At 60.2% G+C, this 15,808-nt stretch carries 14 protein-coding genes and 3 tRNA genes; 5 read left to right on the forward strand and 12 right to left on the reverse strand.

Features of this window, described 5'->3' with window-relative positions; all coding sequences use genetic code 11:
- Nucleotides 1-6: 6 nt before the first annotated feature.
- The 6 genes from BACI9J_RS19020 to BACI9J_RS19045 form a co-directional block, all read right to left on the reverse strand.
- Nucleotides 7-1,329: an ABC transporter substrate-binding protein gene (locus BACI9J_RS19020; protein ID WP_159735744.1), complete on the reverse strand. Its 1,323-nt coding sequence runs from the start codon at nucleotides 1,327-1,329 to the stop codon at nucleotides 7-9.
- A gap of 220 nt (nucleotides 1,330-1,549) precedes the next feature.
- Nucleotides 1,550-2,656, reverse strand: a complete 1,107-nt coding sequence (locus tag BACI9J_RS19025; RefSeq protein WP_159735745.1) for a LacI family DNA-binding transcriptional regulator — start codon at nucleotides 2,654-2,656, stop codon at nucleotides 1,550-1,552.
- An 86-nt stretch (nucleotides 2,657-2,742) separates the two neighbouring features.
- Nucleotides 2,743-3,633 carry a PfkB family carbohydrate kinase gene (locus BACI9J_RS19030; RefSeq protein WP_159735746.1) on the reverse strand — a complete coding sequence of 297 codons (891 nt, stop codon included), beginning with the start codon at nucleotides 3,631-3,633 and terminating at the stop codon, nucleotides 2,743-2,745.
- A 79-nt stretch (nucleotides 3,634-3,712) separates the two neighbouring features.
- Complete coding sequence (locus tag BACI9J_RS19035) at nucleotides 3,713-4,714, reverse strand: SIS domain-containing protein (RefSeq protein ID WP_159735747.1); 1,002 nt, start codon at nucleotides 4,712-4,714, stop codon at nucleotides 3,713-3,715.
- A 341-nt stretch (nucleotides 4,715-5,055) separates the two neighbouring features.
- Entirely contained in the window at nucleotides 5,056-5,424 is a 369-nt protein-coding gene (locus BACI9J_RS19040) for a peptidase inhibitor family I36 protein (protein ID WP_159735748.1), read from the reverse strand.
- 249 nt (nucleotides 5,425-5,673) lie between these two features.
- Complete coding sequence (locus BACI9J_RS19045) at nucleotides 5,674-6,375, reverse strand: hypothetical protein (RefSeq protein WP_159735749.1); 702 nt, start codon at nucleotides 6,373-6,375, stop codon at nucleotides 5,674-5,676.
- Nucleotides 6,376-6,886: 511 nt separating this feature from the next.
- On the opposite strand from BACI9J_RS19045, the gene BACI9J_RS24660 reads away from it, so the two are divergent.
- Both BACI9J_RS24660 and BACI9J_RS19050 read left to right on the forward strand, forming a co-directional pair.
- On the forward strand, nucleotides 6,887-7,021 hold the full coding sequence (locus BACI9J_RS24660; RefSeq protein ID WP_268891982.1) for a hypothetical protein: 135 nt from the start codon (nucleotides 6,887-6,889) through the stop codon (nucleotides 7,019-7,021).
- Nucleotides 7,022-7,101: 80 nt separating this feature from the next.
- Entirely contained in the window at nucleotides 7,102-7,545 is a 444-nt protein-coding gene (locus tag BACI9J_RS19050) for a hypothetical protein (RefSeq protein ID WP_159735750.1), read from the forward strand.
- A gap of 183 nt (nucleotides 7,546-7,728) precedes the next feature.
- On the opposite strand, the gene BACI9J_RS19055 is transcribed toward BACI9J_RS19050, so the two are convergent.
- The 3 genes from BACI9J_RS19055 to BACI9J_RS19065 all read right to left on the reverse strand — a co-directional run bounded on the left by BACI9J_RS19055 (nucleotide 7,729) and on the right by BACI9J_RS19065 (nucleotide 8,081).
- A tRNA-Phe gene (locus BACI9J_RS19055) sits at nucleotides 7,729-7,804 on the reverse strand.
- A 46-nt stretch (nucleotides 7,805-7,850) separates the two neighbouring features.
- Nucleotides 7,851-7,924: transfer RNA gene (locus tag BACI9J_RS19060), tRNA-Asp, on the reverse strand.
- Between the two features lie 84 nt (nucleotides 7,925-8,008).
- A tRNA-Glu gene (locus tag BACI9J_RS19065) sits at nucleotides 8,009-8,081 on the reverse strand.
- 247 nt (nucleotides 8,082-8,328) lie between these two features.
- On the opposite strand from BACI9J_RS19065, the gene BACI9J_RS19070 reads away from it, so the two are divergent.
- A complete protein-coding gene (locus BACI9J_RS19070; protein WP_159735751.1) occupies nucleotides 8,329-9,285 on the forward strand; it encodes a DMT family transporter in 957 nt (318 codons plus the stop codon).
- A gap of 1 nt (nucleotide 9,286) precedes the next feature.
- Here BACI9J_RS19070 and BACI9J_RS19075 read toward each other — a convergent pair whose 3' ends face one another.
- Nucleotides 9,287-10,210 (reverse strand): PfkB family carbohydrate kinase, encoded by a 924-nt coding sequence (locus tag BACI9J_RS19075; protein ID WP_159735752.1) that lies wholly within the window; start codon nucleotides 10,208-10,210, stop codon nucleotides 9,287-9,289.
- A 92-nt stretch (nucleotides 10,211-10,302) separates the two neighbouring features.
- Here BACI9J_RS19075 and BACI9J_RS19080 point away from each other — a divergent pair, with 92 nt between their 5' ends.
- Nucleotides 10,303-10,803 (forward strand): metallopeptidase family protein, encoded by a 501-nt coding sequence (locus BACI9J_RS19080; protein WP_159735753.1) that lies wholly within the window; start codon nucleotides 10,303-10,305, stop codon nucleotides 10,801-10,803.
- 10 nt (nucleotides 10,804-10,813) lie between these two features.
- Nucleotides 10,814-11,734: a cation diffusion facilitator family transporter gene (locus BACI9J_RS19085; RefSeq protein WP_159735754.1), complete on the forward strand. Its 921-nt coding sequence runs from the start codon at nucleotides 10,814-10,816 to the stop codon at nucleotides 11,732-11,734.
- A 13-nt stretch (nucleotides 11,735-11,747) separates the two neighbouring features.
- Here the strand turns inward: BACI9J_RS19085 and BACI9J_RS19090 are convergent, their stop codons facing one another.
- Nucleotides 11,748-14,546, reverse strand: coding sequence for a PEP/pyruvate-binding domain-containing protein (locus BACI9J_RS19090; protein ID WP_159735755.1), 2,799 nt, complete (start codon nucleotides 14,544-14,546; stop codon nucleotides 11,748-11,750).
- A gap of 36 nt (nucleotides 14,547-14,582) precedes the next feature.
- Nucleotides 14,583-15,620, reverse strand: a complete 1,038-nt coding sequence (locus BACI9J_RS19095) for a universal stress protein (protein WP_159735756.1) — start codon at nucleotides 15,618-15,620, stop codon at nucleotides 14,583-14,585.
- Between the last annotated feature and the right edge of the window lie 188 nt (nucleotides 15,621-15,808).

Below are 15,808 nucleotides of genomic sequence, written 5' to 3' on the forward strand. Positions count from 1 at the left end.
GCCCTGCTACTTTGCTGCACTGGAAGCAGCCCGGACTGAAGCAAGAACTTGATCCGGGGTCTGCGTTCCGGCCACCAGGGCTTCTCCGCCGGCCAACCAGGCATCAGCAACCGCAGGAACAGTAACGGAGTCCAGCCAGGTGATCGCCGCAGATGCTTCGTTCACCTGTTTGATGCCCTCGATCACAGGTCCGGAAGAGTTCTCCGTGGAAACCGCGCCTTTGACTGCGCTGGGCTGGCCGTACGGCGGGGCGGAGAGTTTGGCAGCGTTCCGGGTGTTGGTAACGAACTTCATGAAGTCAGCTGCAAGTGCGGCGTTCTTGGAACGCGCATTGATGATGTAACCCTCAGGGGAACCTTCGATCGCTTGCGGATCGCCCTTGGCGTCCGTTGCGGCGGGAAGTTTGAAGATGCCCAGACCATCCTGCTTGAGCTTTGAATCGGCAGAGGCCGTGGAGTCGAATTCAAGGATCTCCTGGTAGTACATGCCTGACTTGCCCTCAGCCAGAGCCTGCTGCGCTGTGGTGTAGAGGACGCCGTTGGAGTCCTTACCGCTGCCGGTGCACTCGGTGACCAATGTGGTGAACTGCTCCATTGCCTTGAGGTAGCCCTTGTCCTCGAGCTTGGCTGTTGTGGGACTGAAGTCGGCCTGTAGCGTCTCCGCCGGCACTTCGTAAGCGAAGAGTTGCTGCAGGTAGTGCAGACCCGGCCAGCCGTCCTTGTTTCCGAAAGAGATCGGCTCGTAGCCGGCTCCCTTCAGCACCGAACAGGACGAGATCAGCTCATCGAAATTCGACGGCGGTGTGAGACCCAGTTCTTTGAAGATCCGCTGGTTGTAACCCATGAACTTGCCGTTGTTGTAGAGCGGAACCGCGAAGTACTTGCCGTCCTTGGAAAAGGCCTTCAGAGCGGATTCGCCGAAGTTGTTGCCCCATTCGGTACCAGGGGCAATAACCGGGGATAGATCTGCTGCGAGTCCCCCGTCAATGAAGTTGTTTGCCCAACTGCCGGCCCAGGTGAAGTAAATATCAGGCATGGCTTGGGAGGCGGTCAGGGTCTTGGTCTTGTCCTTGATGCTCTGGTCCGTTTCCTGGATGAGATCGAAGGATACTTCCGGGTGCTGCTTCTTGTATTCCGCTGCCAGGTCCTCAAAGTATGGCTCCAGCGGGTCTCCGCCAAACTTCGTGAGGATGCTGAGGGTTCCCGTGTACTGCGGTTCAGCGTTGGGGTCCAGGGCAGCAGCCGGCTGACTGCCGCCGTCGGAACAAGCGGTGAGCGCCAAAGCGGCGCCGGCCAGCAATGCCATCAGTGATTGGGTGCTTTTTCGCATTGTTTCTTCTTTCGGGTCGAAGGGCCGATTCAGCCGGGTCCCCTACGGGAGTGGGAAGTCACGCCCGCCGTTGGGGTGTACTTCACCGCGGACGGGCTGAAGGGGTAACTCCTGAGATTGAACTTGGGGAGGGGTTGGAACTTGTGATACCGGTACCACAGTGAATCATGATTTAGATCAGCGCGGAAGAGACTTATAGCAAATTACAGGAAGGAATTTCCTAGTCGGCGCGGTCGGCCCGCACAGGTCCGTCCGAGGAGCGGGCCACCAGCTGTGACGGCAGGACGTGCTTCTTTGGAGCAGAGGTATCGCCGTCAATTCTTGCGATGAGCTGCTGGGAGGCGACGGTTCCCATCTTGCGCATGGGTTGCTGGATCATGGTCAACGGAGGTTCCATGACGGCGGCCCACGGGCTGTCATCAAAACCGATGAGGGAGACGTCCTTCAGCACGCGAAGGTTCTTGGCACGCAAGGAATGCAAAGCCCCCACCGTCGCCTCGGTTTCGGTGGTGAAGATGGCAGTGGGCGGGTCCGCAAGGGCCAACATTCCACTCACAGCCCGCGTGGCCTGACCCTCATTCTTCAGAACGTGGGTGATGAGAGCCGTGTCGAAAGGAATTCCTGCCTCTTCCAAGGCGTCAAGGTAGCCCCTCAACCGCTCACCGTCACTCCACAGTGCCTCATCCAGGATGCTGTGCATTTGTTTCAAATCAGTCGCCGGACTCAGAGTGACCGGACCCCAGGCGAAGGCTATCCGCCGGTGACCATTCTGGATGAGCGAGGCAACGGCGGACCGGGCAGCTTCCCGGTTGTCGATCACCACGGAGTCCGTCTCCAGCTTGTCCACCAAGCGGTCGATAAGAACTACTGGAGTCCCGCGATCAATGGCATTGGAAAGGTGTGAAACGTCGTCGCTTCGCCCCGCAGCGGAGGCCACCACGAGGCCATCCACTTGCTTCGCCAGAAGGACCGCTATTGCATCGCGTTCCAGCTCAAGCTTCTCATCGGTACTCAGGATGATGGCGTCATACCCGGCCGTTTTAGCGGTTTCGGAGATTCCTTTGAGCACACCTGAGAAGAACGGGTTGGCAACGTCCGCCAGCACAATTCCCAGAGTTTTGGTAACTCCCGTGGTCATGCTGCGCGCCAAAGTGTTGGGCTGATACCCCAGTTTTTCGGCCGCCCGCATCACCTTGGCGCGAGTGGCTTCGCTGACCGAACCATAGTTGCCGAGGGTTCGGGCAACCGTAGCCCGCCCCACCCCGGCAGCCGCTGCTACTTCGGTAATGGTGGGGGCAGCCGGGTGGTTCTGATGATCCGTCGCCATCCGGCCCCCTTCAGTTGTGGAATCCGCATCCGCGGTCCCGTGCGTTGATTTGTCTCTGCATCAGATCCTAGTAGTTCCCTCGATGGCTAGTTGCTACCTTGGTGGCTGGTTGCTACCTCGACTGCCCGGCCGTAACCGAAAGCACCCTCCACATAGCACTGCGCCGCCGCGTACTCGGATCCCCGGACCAACGCCCTCTGCAAAGCGTCGGCCGATGGCCGCCACGTTCGGCTCCAGCCGGAGCCAAGCAAACTGACCACAAGTCCGGCCAGGAAGGCATCCCCGCAACCCATAGTGTCCGCGAACCGGAGCGGATCGGTAGGTGCCGCGGCCTGCGTGAGGAAGCGTTCGCCGTCGTACATCATGGCGCCTGCCTGGCCGCGGGTCCCCACCGCGAGCGAAACGCCCGCGGCATGAACCCGCCTGAGGTCATGCTCGACGGCGGCACGGGTCATGTTTCCGCACGACAACAGCGCCAGGTCCACGTAAGGGGCGGTCTGCACCAGATAGGAATCTGATCGACGTTCCGGCTCCGACGAATAGTCAAAACTGACCAGGGCACCAGTGCTTCGGACAGCCGGCAGCTGGTCCTCCGACGCAGAATAGACACTGGAATGCACCAAATCGGCGGAGGCCAGGTACGTGAGGTGCTCCTCATCCAGAGTGAAGGGATCACTTATGGTGACGCCCCCTTCGTTCCAGCCAAGGAAGATCCGGTCGCCGTCCACTACCTTGATTTCAGTGACCCCGTTAAGGCCGTCGCGGACGATGCACTTGCTGGTGTCAACGCCCTCTGCATCGATGGCGTCGCGGACAAAGGCGCCCAGGGGATCCGAACCGAAAACGCCAAGATAGGCGGACTCGGCGCCCAGCCGACGGGCAAATACCGCGACATTAACGCAGTTCCCCCCGGGGTACATCACCTTGCGATCGAGAAAACGATCCACAATGTTGTCCCCGAACCCGATTACTTTCATGCTCTTCCTGTCTCGAAGCTGCGGGCCCGGCATCGCCGGGCCCGCAGCGTGGCCGATGCCTCTGCAGGCGTCGTGTTGGTCAGTATTCGACCACCCGGTAGTAGCGGCGCAGGTCCAGGGAGTGGTTGCGGACGCGTTCGAGGTGCTTGCTGAAACGGTCAAGGACGGTATCCAGAATCAGCGGGGCCAGGAGTGCACGGAATCGGGGGCTTACGCCAGGGAGTTCATAGTCCTTGCTGTCCAGCAAGGTGGTGTTCTTGTTGTAGTTTTCGGCGAACTTGGCCACGCGGTCCATCAGCGGGCGGGTCTCGTCCTCGCCCACCAGCAGCATGAGGCTGGTGTCTTCCTCAATGAGTTCCAAGGAGCCGTGGAAGAACTCTGCACCGTGCACACGAGTGGTCCGGAGCCACTGCATCTCTTCAAGAATGCACATGGAATAGAGGTACGTGAGGCCCCAGAGGTTCCCGGTGCCCACCAGGAAATGGTAGTCAGCGTCCTTGTTCTTCTCGGCAAATGCTTCCGCCACTGATTCAGCTTGACGTGCGACGCCCACCAAGCTCTCCGGAACTGTCTGCAGCTCCGCCGCCAGTTCTTCATATCCTTCGAATTCGCCCCGGGCCGCGAGCAGCCGGGTGCTCAAGAGAATCATGGGGATATCAAAGGGCCAGGTTTTAGGCTCGGTCACCAAGGCAACGTCCAGCGCCTTGGCGAACGGGCTGTCCCCGAATCCAGTGAACCCGATGGTGTAGGCACCCTTTGCCTTGGCAAACTCGATGGCCTCGATGACGTCTTCCGTGGTACCCGAGACCGAGGCAAAGACGGCTACTGAGCCGGGACCGAACGTGGGATCCTCCGTCAGCATCAGTTCCTTGCCGATGGATGCACGGACAGGCAGCGTGGAGCGGGACCGGATGAAGTGCTCGTAGGGCAGCATCGCGGCGTAGGTTCCGCCGGCACCAATGAGGAACAGGTTGGCCGGTTCCCGCTCCTGGATGGAGTGGACCACCGTTTCGATCTGCCCCTGCAGTGCCAGTGCACTGCGGGTCTGCGTGAGGAATTCCTCTTCTTTGAAGCCAAGCACGGATGGTCCTTTCGAATGACAACGTGGGAGTGTTGGAACAAGTTGATACCGGTATCAACTTGTGGTCATCATGCTGTCATGGCGAATCGGGGGCGTCAATAGTTTTTGTTCTGGTGATTCTCGGGACAGCTACCCGACTGCGCCCCATCCCGGGCTGTCAGCGTGCGGCCGAGGACTTCTCGAGTACCAGCTCGTCACTGCACGCCGCTGAAGTGAGCCGCAGGCTAGTCAACAAAAAGGCAGTGCCCGCGGCGAACGCTGCGGGCACTGCCTCATTTGCCATCATTCGACCCTCACTGGCGCAATCAACTCGCGTTCACGGCATCAGTATGGTGGAGAAACTAGCAAATCTTGACGTACCGAACGTTCGTCGAGGCAAGGTTTCCCCCGGTTTGTGCAGCAAGAATGTTTGTCTTCACCAGGGAGGCACTATACGTGCAGAAACGACCCAACGTGTTGTTTACTGAGCTACGAACAGCGCTGCCGCCGGCAAGATAGGAGCTCTGAAAATAGCCGCCGCTGTTATTCATGGACGATCCATTGCCCATGAAGAGCATGGTGCCTGTTTGGTTAGTTCCGGAGTACAAACAAAGATAGTTAGTAGGGCAGCTGGTCGCCGCGTTTGCTGCTGGCGCCCCGGCCGCAACGCCCCCGGCTACAAGTCCGGCGCTCATGACGGCAGTGAGGATCAGTTTCTTGGGATTCTTCACGATAAATCCTTTTCATTTCCAAACAGCATGGATGAGAAAGCCCGAATAGTTCCATAAACCTTGGGCTGCCCCGAGCCTACTGCCAGCACCATGCGAATGAAACGACCTTTGTGGAGAAGGATAAAAGTATTGCATCAATAAGAGCATCTTTCCCTCAGCTGACCTTTATATACCTCAAATAGTGGGCGTTCGTCCCATTCCCGGAGCTAATCCATTTGTACTAACCGGATGAACTTCGCACCAAGGAAACTACTTGAGGAGGACTATGGTTTCCGCCGTTTCCTTCTTGTCGTGATCGAGGTCACCGGCAGCATTTTGGGGCGTCATGATGGCCGTGATCTTCGTTTCCTTGCCGGCTGCGTAAGCAAAATTCTCCGCAATATTGAAGGACTCGCCCGGCTTCAACACGAATGGATCCTTTTCCTTTAACTTGATACCGGAGTCCGAGAGCCCGTGCTTCTTGAAACCCTCGCTGCTGGAATCCGAAGGCATCCCGCCGAGGTACTTCCAGTCCGTGTACTTAGCGGAAGTGTTAACCAGTGAGTGACTCAAGGGAATCTCAGCTGTTGAGGTGTTGGTGACCACGTAGTTCAGGTACACCACGGGATCACCCTTCTTGAGCAGGTTCTCCTTGGTCTCCTTGTCCACGAACATGCTGTCCTTGGACGCAACATCGGTGGCTACCTGGTAGATGTCCACGCTGAAGCTGTCGCCCTTGATGGTGCCCAGCTTGTCCCCTGCCTCGGAGATCGGCAGCGCCCAAGCCGCCGTCGTGTAAGCACCTGAAGAGGAAGCGGCTTCAGAAGAGACCCCGGACGGCGAGGCAGAAGACGAAGATGATGACGACGGGGATGACGAAGGTTCCGAACTTCCTGCGCTGGGACCGCTGCAGGCGGTCAGAGCCAACAGTCCGAGCGCCGCGAGACTGCTTGACTTTACAAAAAATTTCATTGAAATACTCTCCAAAATATGTGTTGACTAAAGACAGCTACCGAATGCTTGAGAGTCGCAAAGCTTGAATTCCCCCCATGGTCATTAAGTGACCGTGGCGTGGTGTTCATGACGCATGTCAGCGAGAATCCATATAAATCTGCCCTACTCACGGTGGAATTCAGGCCCGGCAATGCGACCCCTCAACGTCCGGCGAACCCCAAAGGGCTGAACATGCTGTGGCCAATGCTTTTTAGTACATTGCAACTCGTTCCCGTGGCTGTGAAATTCGCCTCCGTAGTGTGCTGCTTTATGAGACGAAAGAGCCTACTGCGCGTCTGCGCCTTATCAGTCCTGACAGCGTTCCTGCTGGGGAGTTCAATTTCGCCTTCGCGGCGGATGTGCCGTATCCGGTGTCTGCCACCATCGAGGTCGGAGGAGAAATCATTGATATGGCGGTCGATGAAACGAGCGGTACCGTATACGTCCTCAAGGGGTCGATTCCGGTGACCATACGGTCTAAGTCACGGCTATGGAGAACAAGGTCTTCGTGATCAAGGGGACATCGGTGACCAATACGGTAGCTGTGGAACTGGGACCACATCACGTGGCCGTGGATTCGAACACGCACACGGCTTACGTCTCACAGATAGACGGGGGAGCGTAGCCCTCATCAACGGCGGAAGTGTCGGCCTTGCCTTCGATCCAGTGGAAAATCGGCTCCTGTTTTCGAATATGGGAGACCTGGTGGAGTACAAAGACGGCAAAGTAACCCAGTTCCCGGACTTCTTCCCCGGCAGTGATAGCGGGTCCATGCTGGCTTACGACCCCGAGACGCGGACGATGCTCTTCGGGAATCGCTTTTGGGGAAGCGAGAGCGGTGTGGAGATCACCGCGGCGAAGGACGGCCGTTTTCAGAGCCTCGGGAAGTTCACCCTCAATGGCATCGGCATCGCCGTCGACCCAATTCATGACAAAGTCCTGGTATCGGAGTCAGGCAAGGTCATCCTTATGGACAGCAAGTGGCCGGACCCGAAGGCTCCGCAGGGTCGGGATGCCGACGGTTTCGCGGACGTGCTTGCCCGCGACGGGGCAGGGAACCTGTGGATGCACCCCGGTAACGGCAAAGGCGGCATGCTCCCCCAAGTTCGGGTCGGCTCCAGCTGGAACGCCATGAGCCCCATCCTCTAGAGGCTTCAGGGGAAGTAACAAAAGCGTGCGCCGGCTCCCGTCCCCGGGTGCCGGCGCAACGACCTTAGCAGCGGTTCCATGGTCCCGGGACCTACACCGTTTTGTCCTACAACCCCCGAGGCAAACCCTGCCAATTGCGTTAAAGAAGAAAAGCACCAGTTCCGAAGAACTGATGCTTCCCAGTGGTGGCTCCGACCGGCGTCGATCCGGTGACCTTTCGATTTTCAGTCGAACGCTCTACCAACTGAGCTACAGAGCCTAGGTGACATGTCACCTTGAGAACCGAATTTCTTCGGCGCTCAGAGCGACCCTGACGGGACTTGAACCCGCGACCTCCGCCGTGACAGGGCGGCGCGCTAACCAACTGCGCTACAGGGCCTTGCGTTTGCAGTATCTCTACCGCGTTTTTTTCAAGGCTTCTAGTTTACCAGACTTTTTTCATCCGATTTACCACTTCCTTGCGTACCCCCAACGGGATTCGAACCCGTGCCGCCGCCGTGAAAGGGCGGTGTCCTAGGCCGCTAGACGATGGGGGCCTGAACTCAATTCGGATTTCGCGAAGAAAAGGGACGCTTTACGCGTTCTTTCCGTGTCTCGCTCGTCCGAACTGGACTCTAAAACTTTAGAGCATAGATGGCGATATTCCCAAATCGAGGTTTGCAGAGTGCCCTGGACCACAGATCAGGGCACCCGAGAGGCCAACACGGAACATTGGCAGGATCTTGTCCTGACGCGTCCGAAAACCGCCAGCCGCCACCGCTGCATGCCGGATAGATTTGCCCTATGACAACCACCACCCCGGCCGAACCCGGCCAGCCTTCCCCGGACCTGTCCCCGCGCACCACCCCCGCGCCGGGAGCAGCCATCAGCAAACTCGGCATCGCCGCCGTCATCATCACAGTGGTCCTGTGGGCTTCGGCCTTCGTGGGCATCCGGGCCGTGGGCCCCAGCTTCTCCCCCGGTTCCTTGACGCTGGGACGGTTGGCGGTTGCCGCCGTCGTACTTGGAATCGTGGTGCTGCCAACACTGAAGGTGTGGCCGAGCGGCCGGGAATGGTTGCCGATCGTGGCCTACGGGGTGATGTGGTTCGGCGGCTACAACGTGGCGCTGAACGCCGCGGAGCACCTGCTCGACGCCGGCACCAGCGCCATGCTGATCAACGTCTCCCCCATTCTCATCGCCATTCTTGCCGGAATCTTCCTCAAGGAAGGCTTCCCGCGGTGGCTGCTGATTGGCAGCGGTGTTGCCTTCTGCGGCGTCGCAATGATTGCGTTGGGTTCCGGGCAGCGCTCGACGGCGGACGTGGCCGGTGTGCTTTTGTGCTTGCTTGCCGCTGTGCTCGCCTCTGTGAGCGCGATCCTGCAGAAACCCGTGCTCCGGAAATTCACGGCTGGGCAGGCGACCTGGTTCGGCATCATGGTGGGCGCAATCTGCTGCTTGCCATGGACGGGTCAGTTGATCTCCGAAGTCCAAGCGGCACCGCTCCCTGCCACCCTGGGACTGGTGTATTTGGGCATCTTCCCCACTGCCATCGCTTTCACCACATGGGCGTATGCGTTATCGCTGATCTCGGCCGGAAAGCTCGCCGCCACCACCTACCTTGTTCCGGGCACCACCATCTTGATTTCGTGGGCGGTACTCCAGGAGATCCCCACTATTTGGGGATTGATCGGCGGCGTCATCTGCCTGATTGGCGTAGGCCTCACGCGACGCCGGACCCGCGCCGAACGTAGAGGCTGAGCTAGCGGGCCATACCCATCAGAAGTTCCCGGTGCGTGGGCGGGTTGGCACCTGGCCGGCCCACAGCAATGGAAGCAGCCATGGAGGCAATGGTGCCGATCCGTTCCAGCACCGTTGGTGCGAGTCCGTCGCTGCCTCGCAGCAGGAGCCCCATGATGAGCGCTGTCGTGTAGGAATCGCCGGCGCCGATGGTGTCCGCCACAGTCGCAGGGACTGCCGGGACAGTGAGCTGTATGTGCCGGGTGGCCATGAGGGAGCCCTTGACCCCCTGAGTCACCACAGCAAGTCCTGTGCCAAGCGACAAGAGGTGGCTCGCCGTGTCCTCCAGCGCCTTGCCGGGGTAGAGCCAACGCGCATCGCTGCCACTGAGTTTGACCACATCCGTCAGGGGCACAATTTCCTCGAACAGTGAGAGTGCCTCTTGGTGACTACCAAGAAGATCGGGGCGGATATTGGGATCGTATGTGACCATGCATCCGCCCTGGGCCTGTTCCAGCAAGCTCCGGACAACGCTTGCACCGGGCTCCAGGAACGTAGCGATGGACCCGGTGTGCAGGATCCTGGGCGCATAGGGCAAGGCCAGCGGAGCCAGTGCCCAGTCGATATCGAACGTGTAATCTGCGGAACCGTCGGCCGTTATGCGGGCTGTTGCCGTCGCGGTCTTGCCTGCCGACATGGATCCGGGCAACAGCACCACGCCGGCGTGTTGCAAGTGGGCAGCGATTGCATCACCCCGTTCGTCACGGCCGATCGCTGTCAGCAGGCCCGTTTTCACGTCCAACAGGCCAAGGCCGTACGAGACATTTGCAGGCGATCCGCCGGGGTACTCCTTCTGCCCGTCCGCCGACTGGACGATGTCGATCAATGCCTCACCCACAACCACGACGTCGAGGGGTTCAGGTGCGAGGGAAGCGGTGCCGGTCATGCGGTTCCTGTGTCTGTAGAAACGGAGGATTGAGTTCAGTATCTCCCATCACACACTGAGCTATTGCTGCGTTGGCGGACTAAAGTTCAATCATGCCCGTGAATCTTCCTCCCGGCCTGCCAATAGTTCCCGACGGCGAGCGCCCTTCCTCGCCGCTGCGGGAACGGAACGCGGTGCACAGCCCTCTGGAAAAAAGGCCTGTTGATGAGGCCTATGTTTCAGGGCCTTACGAGATGTCGCCTGAGGACTTTGAGGAAGCCGTCAGTGACGCCCTTCAGCTGATCCCGCCCAAAGCGGCCAGTGCCATGGACAATGTGGCGATCTTCATTGAGGACGACTACACACCACAACCCGGAGAGAATCCAGACACTGTGTTGTTGGGGCTCTACGAGGGAGTCCCCCTGACCGAACGCGACTCTTGGTGGGAGGCAGGATCCCTCCCGGACCGGATCACGATCTTCCGCCAACCCATCCTGAACATCTGCAGCACCCGTGAAGAAGTCATCGACGAAGTGGCCATCACCGTGGTACATGAGATTGCTCACCACTTCGGAATAGATGACGACCGCTTGCATGAGCTCGGCTGGGGCTAGCCTTATAGGCATGGGGCACGACCACAACCACTCCCACGGAGTCACAGCAACCGGCAAGCATCGGAAGCGGCTGTTCGCCGTCCTGGCCATCACCTTAGGTGTGGTGGGCATCCAGGTGGTTGGCGCCGTCGTGTCCGGATCCTTGGCGCTGTTGGCCGATGCCGGCCACATGCTGTCCGATGCGGCAGGGGTGTTCATCGCCTTGATGGCTGCGTGGATTGCTACCCGTCCTGCCAGCGACCAGCGAACTTACGGATACCAGAGGGCCGAGGTCCTGGCCGCGCTGGCCAATGCCCTGATCCTGATCGTCATAGCCGTGGTGATCATGATTGAGGCGATCCGCAGATTCGGCGAACCGTCCGAAATCCAGACTGACATTATGCTGTGGGCCGCCATTTTGGGTGCTGTGGCCAACCTCATTTCCTTGCTGATCCTTCAGGGAGCGCAGAAGGAAAGCCTCAATGTCCGCGGCGCCTACCTGGAAGTTCTGGGTGACCTCCTTGGCTCCATCGCAGTCATCGTCGCGGCCGTGGTGATCATGACTACGCGATTCAGCGCTGCTGACCCCCTGGCGTCCGTGCTGATTGCCTTGATGATCATTCCGCGGGCCTGGCACCTGCTCCGAGATGTGGTGGACGTGCTCCTGGAAGCAACGCCCAAGGGTGTGGACGTCAACATGATCCGCGAGCACATTCTGGCTGTCGACGGCGTGGTGGACGCCCATGACATCCACATCTGGACCATCACGTCCGGAGTGCCCGTGTTCTCGGCCCACGTGGTGGTGGAGGATGATGTTCTGAACGCCACGGGGGCGGACAGTATCCTCGATCAGCTGGGCTCTTGCCTGGGCAGGCACTTCGATACCGAGCACTGCACTTTTCAACTGGAGCCGGTGAGCCACTCCGAGCACGAGTCCCACCAGCACGCCTGAGTTCCTTCGGCGCTTAGGGTTTTTCCATACTGACCGTTCCGGCTGCACCGTCCACCGTGATGTGCTGGCCTGTGCTGATGCGCGAGGTTGCGTCGGGGACGCCCACCACCGCAGGTATGCCGTACTCACGGGCCACCACCGCGCCGTGGGAGTTGGGCCCTCCCATTTCCATGACCAAGCCTCCAGCGGTGAGGAAGAGTGGCGTCCAGCCGGGGTCAGTTGATGGTGCCACGAGGATTTCCCCGGGTTCCAGGCGGGCACCCACCGGATCCATGATGACCCGCGCAGGTCCAGACACCAGACCTGCCGACGCCGGGCTTCCGGACAGGGTTCCTGGGTGCACGGTGTCTGGGGGATGCTTTCCGCCGGTCCCGCCTGCCGTAGCCTCTAGTTCTGTCCCATCAGATAGCAGCACTCTGGGAATGTGCCTGCGGCGGAGCTCCTGCCCGTACACCGCACGGCGTTGGGAAACTGTTTCGCGGAGGTCGTCTCCTGCCAAGGCGACCTCGACGTCGTCGAGGTCCAAAAAGAACACGTCCTCAGCACGTTCGATCCGATGTGTTGCCGCAAGCTCTTTCCCGATGAGAAGCAGCTGCTCCCGTGCGGCCGACAATCCCAGGACCAGGTTGTACTTGGGCAACTCGCGCAAGCCGGCGAATCGACGTGTTCGGTCCAAAGCAATTTTTACTACCGCCTTATGCAGCGGACTTTTCGCCCTGGCGCGGGCCACGAAGCGGGCAACTTGCTCATCGGCGTCACGGGCTGCCCGCATGAACTGTTGATCCGGGGACTCCGCGCCGTCAGCAAGGCGCAAATAGTTGGCCACCACACCGAGGATGTGGGTAGGGTCATCGGACCAGCGCGGCATTCCGAGATCGATCTCGGCGACGGCCCTATGTCCATACGTTCGCAGGAACTCTTCCATACGGGACTGCGCAACCGGCGGAAGGGTGGCTGCCCGATACTGTTCCACCAGTTGTGCCGCAGTTTGATCAACCATGGAGGCAACGGCGTCAGGATCCTTACGGATTTCGGAGGCGATCTGCCATAAAGCCAGGTCCATCTCCGTGGTGACGTTGTTGGCTAGGCCACGGAGCACTGTTTGGAGTTGGTCATAGGGCGCTTGCTCGCCCAGAAGGCGCTTCACCAGCGCCACCATCGCGAAACCGAGCGCGGGAAGGGGCAGCACCTGCGGCACGGTGGCAAAGATTTCCTCTCCAAGGATCCTCTGGACGTGGCCGAGCCGCTGATGGGAAGTTGCTTCCCTCGGAACAGCAAGGGCCTGCCGCAGTTCCGCTGAGAGGGCCTCAACACGTTTCATGGAGGCAACCGGGCGGAACAGTGCACGGGCGAGTGACTGCGGAACCCGATATTTGGCCGCAACCGGACCAACATGGCGAATCAGCTTTAAAGGTGTCTTGTTGTTCACCGTGAAGCGTGGATCATCAAAGAGACCCCGCATGAGTGTGGCGGAGCGGGCCTCCATGACATCGAAAACCCGCGGAACGATTGCTCGCCCCACCCGGCTCCGCAGCACAGCTGTGAGGTCGAAGAAGATACGTTGGCCCGCCTCATAGTAAGGTGGCGGGCCGGACCGGGGATCTGGGACATCGAAGGCAGCAGTCCTGGCGACGCACGAGGCGATGAGCCGGATACCGGCCAACCCCATGGGCGTCAACGGCCTGGTGAGGCCCTGCGCGAGACTGAAATTCAGGAACGCGTGTTCGCCCGCTAGAGGAGGCGTTCGGGTGGTTTGCGGGTAGAGGGTGGTGATGGGCCTGGCCTGGGTAAGCCATAGCTTCCCGCCGGCGTCTATTGCCCATTCGGTGTCTTGCGGGGCGCCATAATGCTGCTGGACTGCACCGCCCAGCGTGGCGAGCGCGAGGACCTGATCATCGCTGAGGCAGGGTTGTGGAGCCGGATCATCCGGCAGGCGGCGGCGATCCCGCTCAAGACGTTCCGTGCCTCCGCCTGGAACCGCACGGATCTCCACTTGCCTGTCCCCCAGGATCCTGGCCACGATCTCACCCCGCAGGGTGTCCACAACGAAGTGATCCGGATTTACGGCACCGGAAACCACCGCTTCCCCCAGGCCGGGGCTGGCATCAATGACGGTTTCGTGGCGATTCCCCGTCACAGGGTTGGCAGTAAACATCACACCCGCCGTAGTGGAGTCCACCATTTCCTGGACCACCACAGCCAAGGCCACGGTTGCATGATCAATTCCGTTGGTGGTCCGGTAAGTCACCGCACGGTCTGTCCAAAGCGATGCCCAACAGCGGCTTACGGCGTCCAAGACCGAGTCCACGCCCACGACGTTCAGGAAAGTGTCCTGTTGTCCGGCAAAGCTCGCGAACGGCAAGTCCTCGGCGGTTGCTGAAGACCTTACAGCGACGGGAACGTTGTCCCCCAACTCTTCGTAGGCTGTCCGCACCGCTTGTGCGATCACGGCAGGCACCCCGGCATCGATCACTGATGACCGGGCACGGGCGGCAAGCTCATTGAGCCGGTCCAAACCTGAGGCGGTGGCACCTGCGTCCGGCCCGGGGCCGGACGTCCCTTTCAAAGCCATGAAGATATCCTCAAGGCCACTGGCGGCGAGCGCCCGCTGGTAAGCGGCTGTGGTGAGGCAAAAGCCGGGCGGCACGGGTAGCCCTGCGCTGGCCAGCTCGCCGAGGTTGGCCGCCTTGCCACCCACATCCGGAATCATGGCTCCACGTATTCCGGCAATGTCCATGACGAATAGTGGAGCGGAGGTGCCGTAGCCGGCACCGCCATCCTGTGACGACTCCCCGGGCTGCTTCCTTTTCATGGACGGTACGGGTTCATGAACGGTAAACGCGCGGACTCAGGCTGCCCCGAGCATGGGTCCGAACTTTTGACGGTCAGCGAGCCGCGGGTCCTCCCGATCCGGTACAACCAGCACAGGTCCCTTGGCGTGGTGCAGGACTCCGTCCGAGGTTGACCCCAGCAGCATGCCGGCGAATCCGCCGCGGCCCCGCGTGCCCAGAACCACCAACTCCACGCTGCGGCTTGCGTCCACCAGAACATCCACGGGTGAGCCATCCCGGAGATCAGTCTCAATGGGCAACGAAGGGAAGTGGCTTCTGAGCCATGCCACGCCGGCGTCGAGCTGAACCCTGATATCCGCAAACAAAGCATCACGGTCCAACGGAGCCGGAACCCAGGCCAAGGAACCACTGTACTGAGGAACAGCGCAGATGACCCGGAGCTTGGCTCCCATGCGCTGAGCTTGCTCGGCGGCCTCGAGCACGGCAACGCGTGCTTGTTCGGAGCCGTCTACGCCTACGGCGACCACGTTTTCAACGGTGCGAGGGCCCCGCTTGGCGTGTTCGGCTTTGATGTGTTTGTCCTCGGTGTTCTCACCCAGCCTGTCAGCGCAATAGAGCGGGACTGTCACTGTGGGGCACTTGGCGTGTGCGGGCAGGGCACTGCTCACCGAGCCAAGCAGGCGCCCGACGAACCCACCCCGGCCCCGGCTGCCGAAGACAAGCAGCGCGGCCTCCTCGGACAGGTCCAGCAGGACGCCAGCGGCATCGCCGTTTTCCACGGAAGCATCAACGTCGATGGCATATCCGGAGACTTTTTCCAGGGCTTGGCGAACGATCGCGTCAGCGCCCTCGCGGATCACGGAATCGTCAACTGTTGCATAGCCACCGTCCAAGCCGGAGGCGGCGAAAATGGGGACGGAGTAGGCCGTGACAATATGCAGGGGAAGTTGCCGGCGTTCCGCTTCCCGTGCGGCCCATACCAAGGCACACTGACCATGCTCCGAACCGTCCACTCCGACGACGATGCCACCCGGTTCCACAACCTGGTCCTGGCCGTCCTGTGGCTCTTCACTGTGTCTGCCGTGCTGGTCCATGGGGGCCTGCCTCTCCACCTACTGCTTGATGTTCCGGCTATTCTGCCAGAGGTTCCCTGCGTGGAACTCCCTGGCTCTTTCATTGTCAATGGCCGGGGCAGGAGAAACCCGGAGATTTCTCCTCCCAATGCTCACTATTCTCGGTCAGCAGTGGCGAATCAAGACGACATCGGGCTATGTGCATAACG

It is taken from the genome of Arthrobacter sp. 9V (assembly GCF_902506065.1).
Classification (GTDB): Bacteria; Actinomycetota; Actinomycetes; order Actinomycetales; family Micrococcaceae; genus Arthrobacter.

Excerpts from the sequence above, each read along its gene's own strand:
- BACI9J_RS19020 (WP_159735744.1), bottom strand. The coding sequence starts at position 1,329 with ATGCGAAAAAGCACCCAATCACTGATGGCATTGCTGGCCGGCGCCGCT.
- BACI9J_RS19025 (WP_159735745.1), bottom strand. The coding sequence starts at position 2,656 with ATGGCGACGGATCATCAGAACCACCCGGCTGCCCCCACCATTACCGAA.
- BACI9J_RS19030 (WP_159735746.1), bottom strand. The coding sequence starts at position 3,633 with ATGAAAGTAATCGGGTTCGGGGACAACATTGTGGATCGTTTTCTCGAT.
- BACI9J_RS19045 (WP_159735749.1), bottom strand. The coding sequence starts at position 6,375 with ATGAAATTTTTTGTAAAGTCAAGCAGTCTCGCGGCGCTCGGACTGTTG.
- BACI9J_RS24660 (WP_268891982.1), top strand. The coding sequence starts at position 6,887 with ATGGAGAACAAGGTCTTCGTGATCAAGGGGACATCGGTGACCAATACG.
- BACI9J_RS19070 (WP_159735751.1), top strand. The coding sequence starts at position 8,329 with ATGACAACCACCACCCCGGCCGAACCCGGCCAGCCTTCCCCGGACCTG.
- BACI9J_RS19075 (WP_159735752.1), bottom strand. The coding sequence starts at position 10,210 with ATGACCGGCACCGCTTCCCTCGCACCTGAACCCCTCGACGTCGTGGTT.
- BACI9J_RS19080 (WP_159735753.1), top strand. The coding sequence starts at position 10,303 with ATGCCCGTGAATCTTCCTCCCGGCCTGCCAATAGTTCCCGACGGCGAG.
- BACI9J_RS19085 (WP_159735754.1), top strand. The coding sequence starts at position 10,814 with ATGGGGCACGACCACAACCACTCCCACGGAGTCACAGCAACCGGCAAG.
- BACI9J_RS19090 (WP_159735755.1), bottom strand. The coding sequence starts at position 14,546 with ATGAAAAGGAAGCAGCCCGGGGAGTCGTCACAGGATGGCGGTGCCGGC.
- BACI9J_RS19095 (WP_159735756.1), bottom strand. The coding sequence starts at position 15,620 with ATGGACCAGCACGGCAGACACAGTGAAGAGCCACAGGACGGCCAGGAC.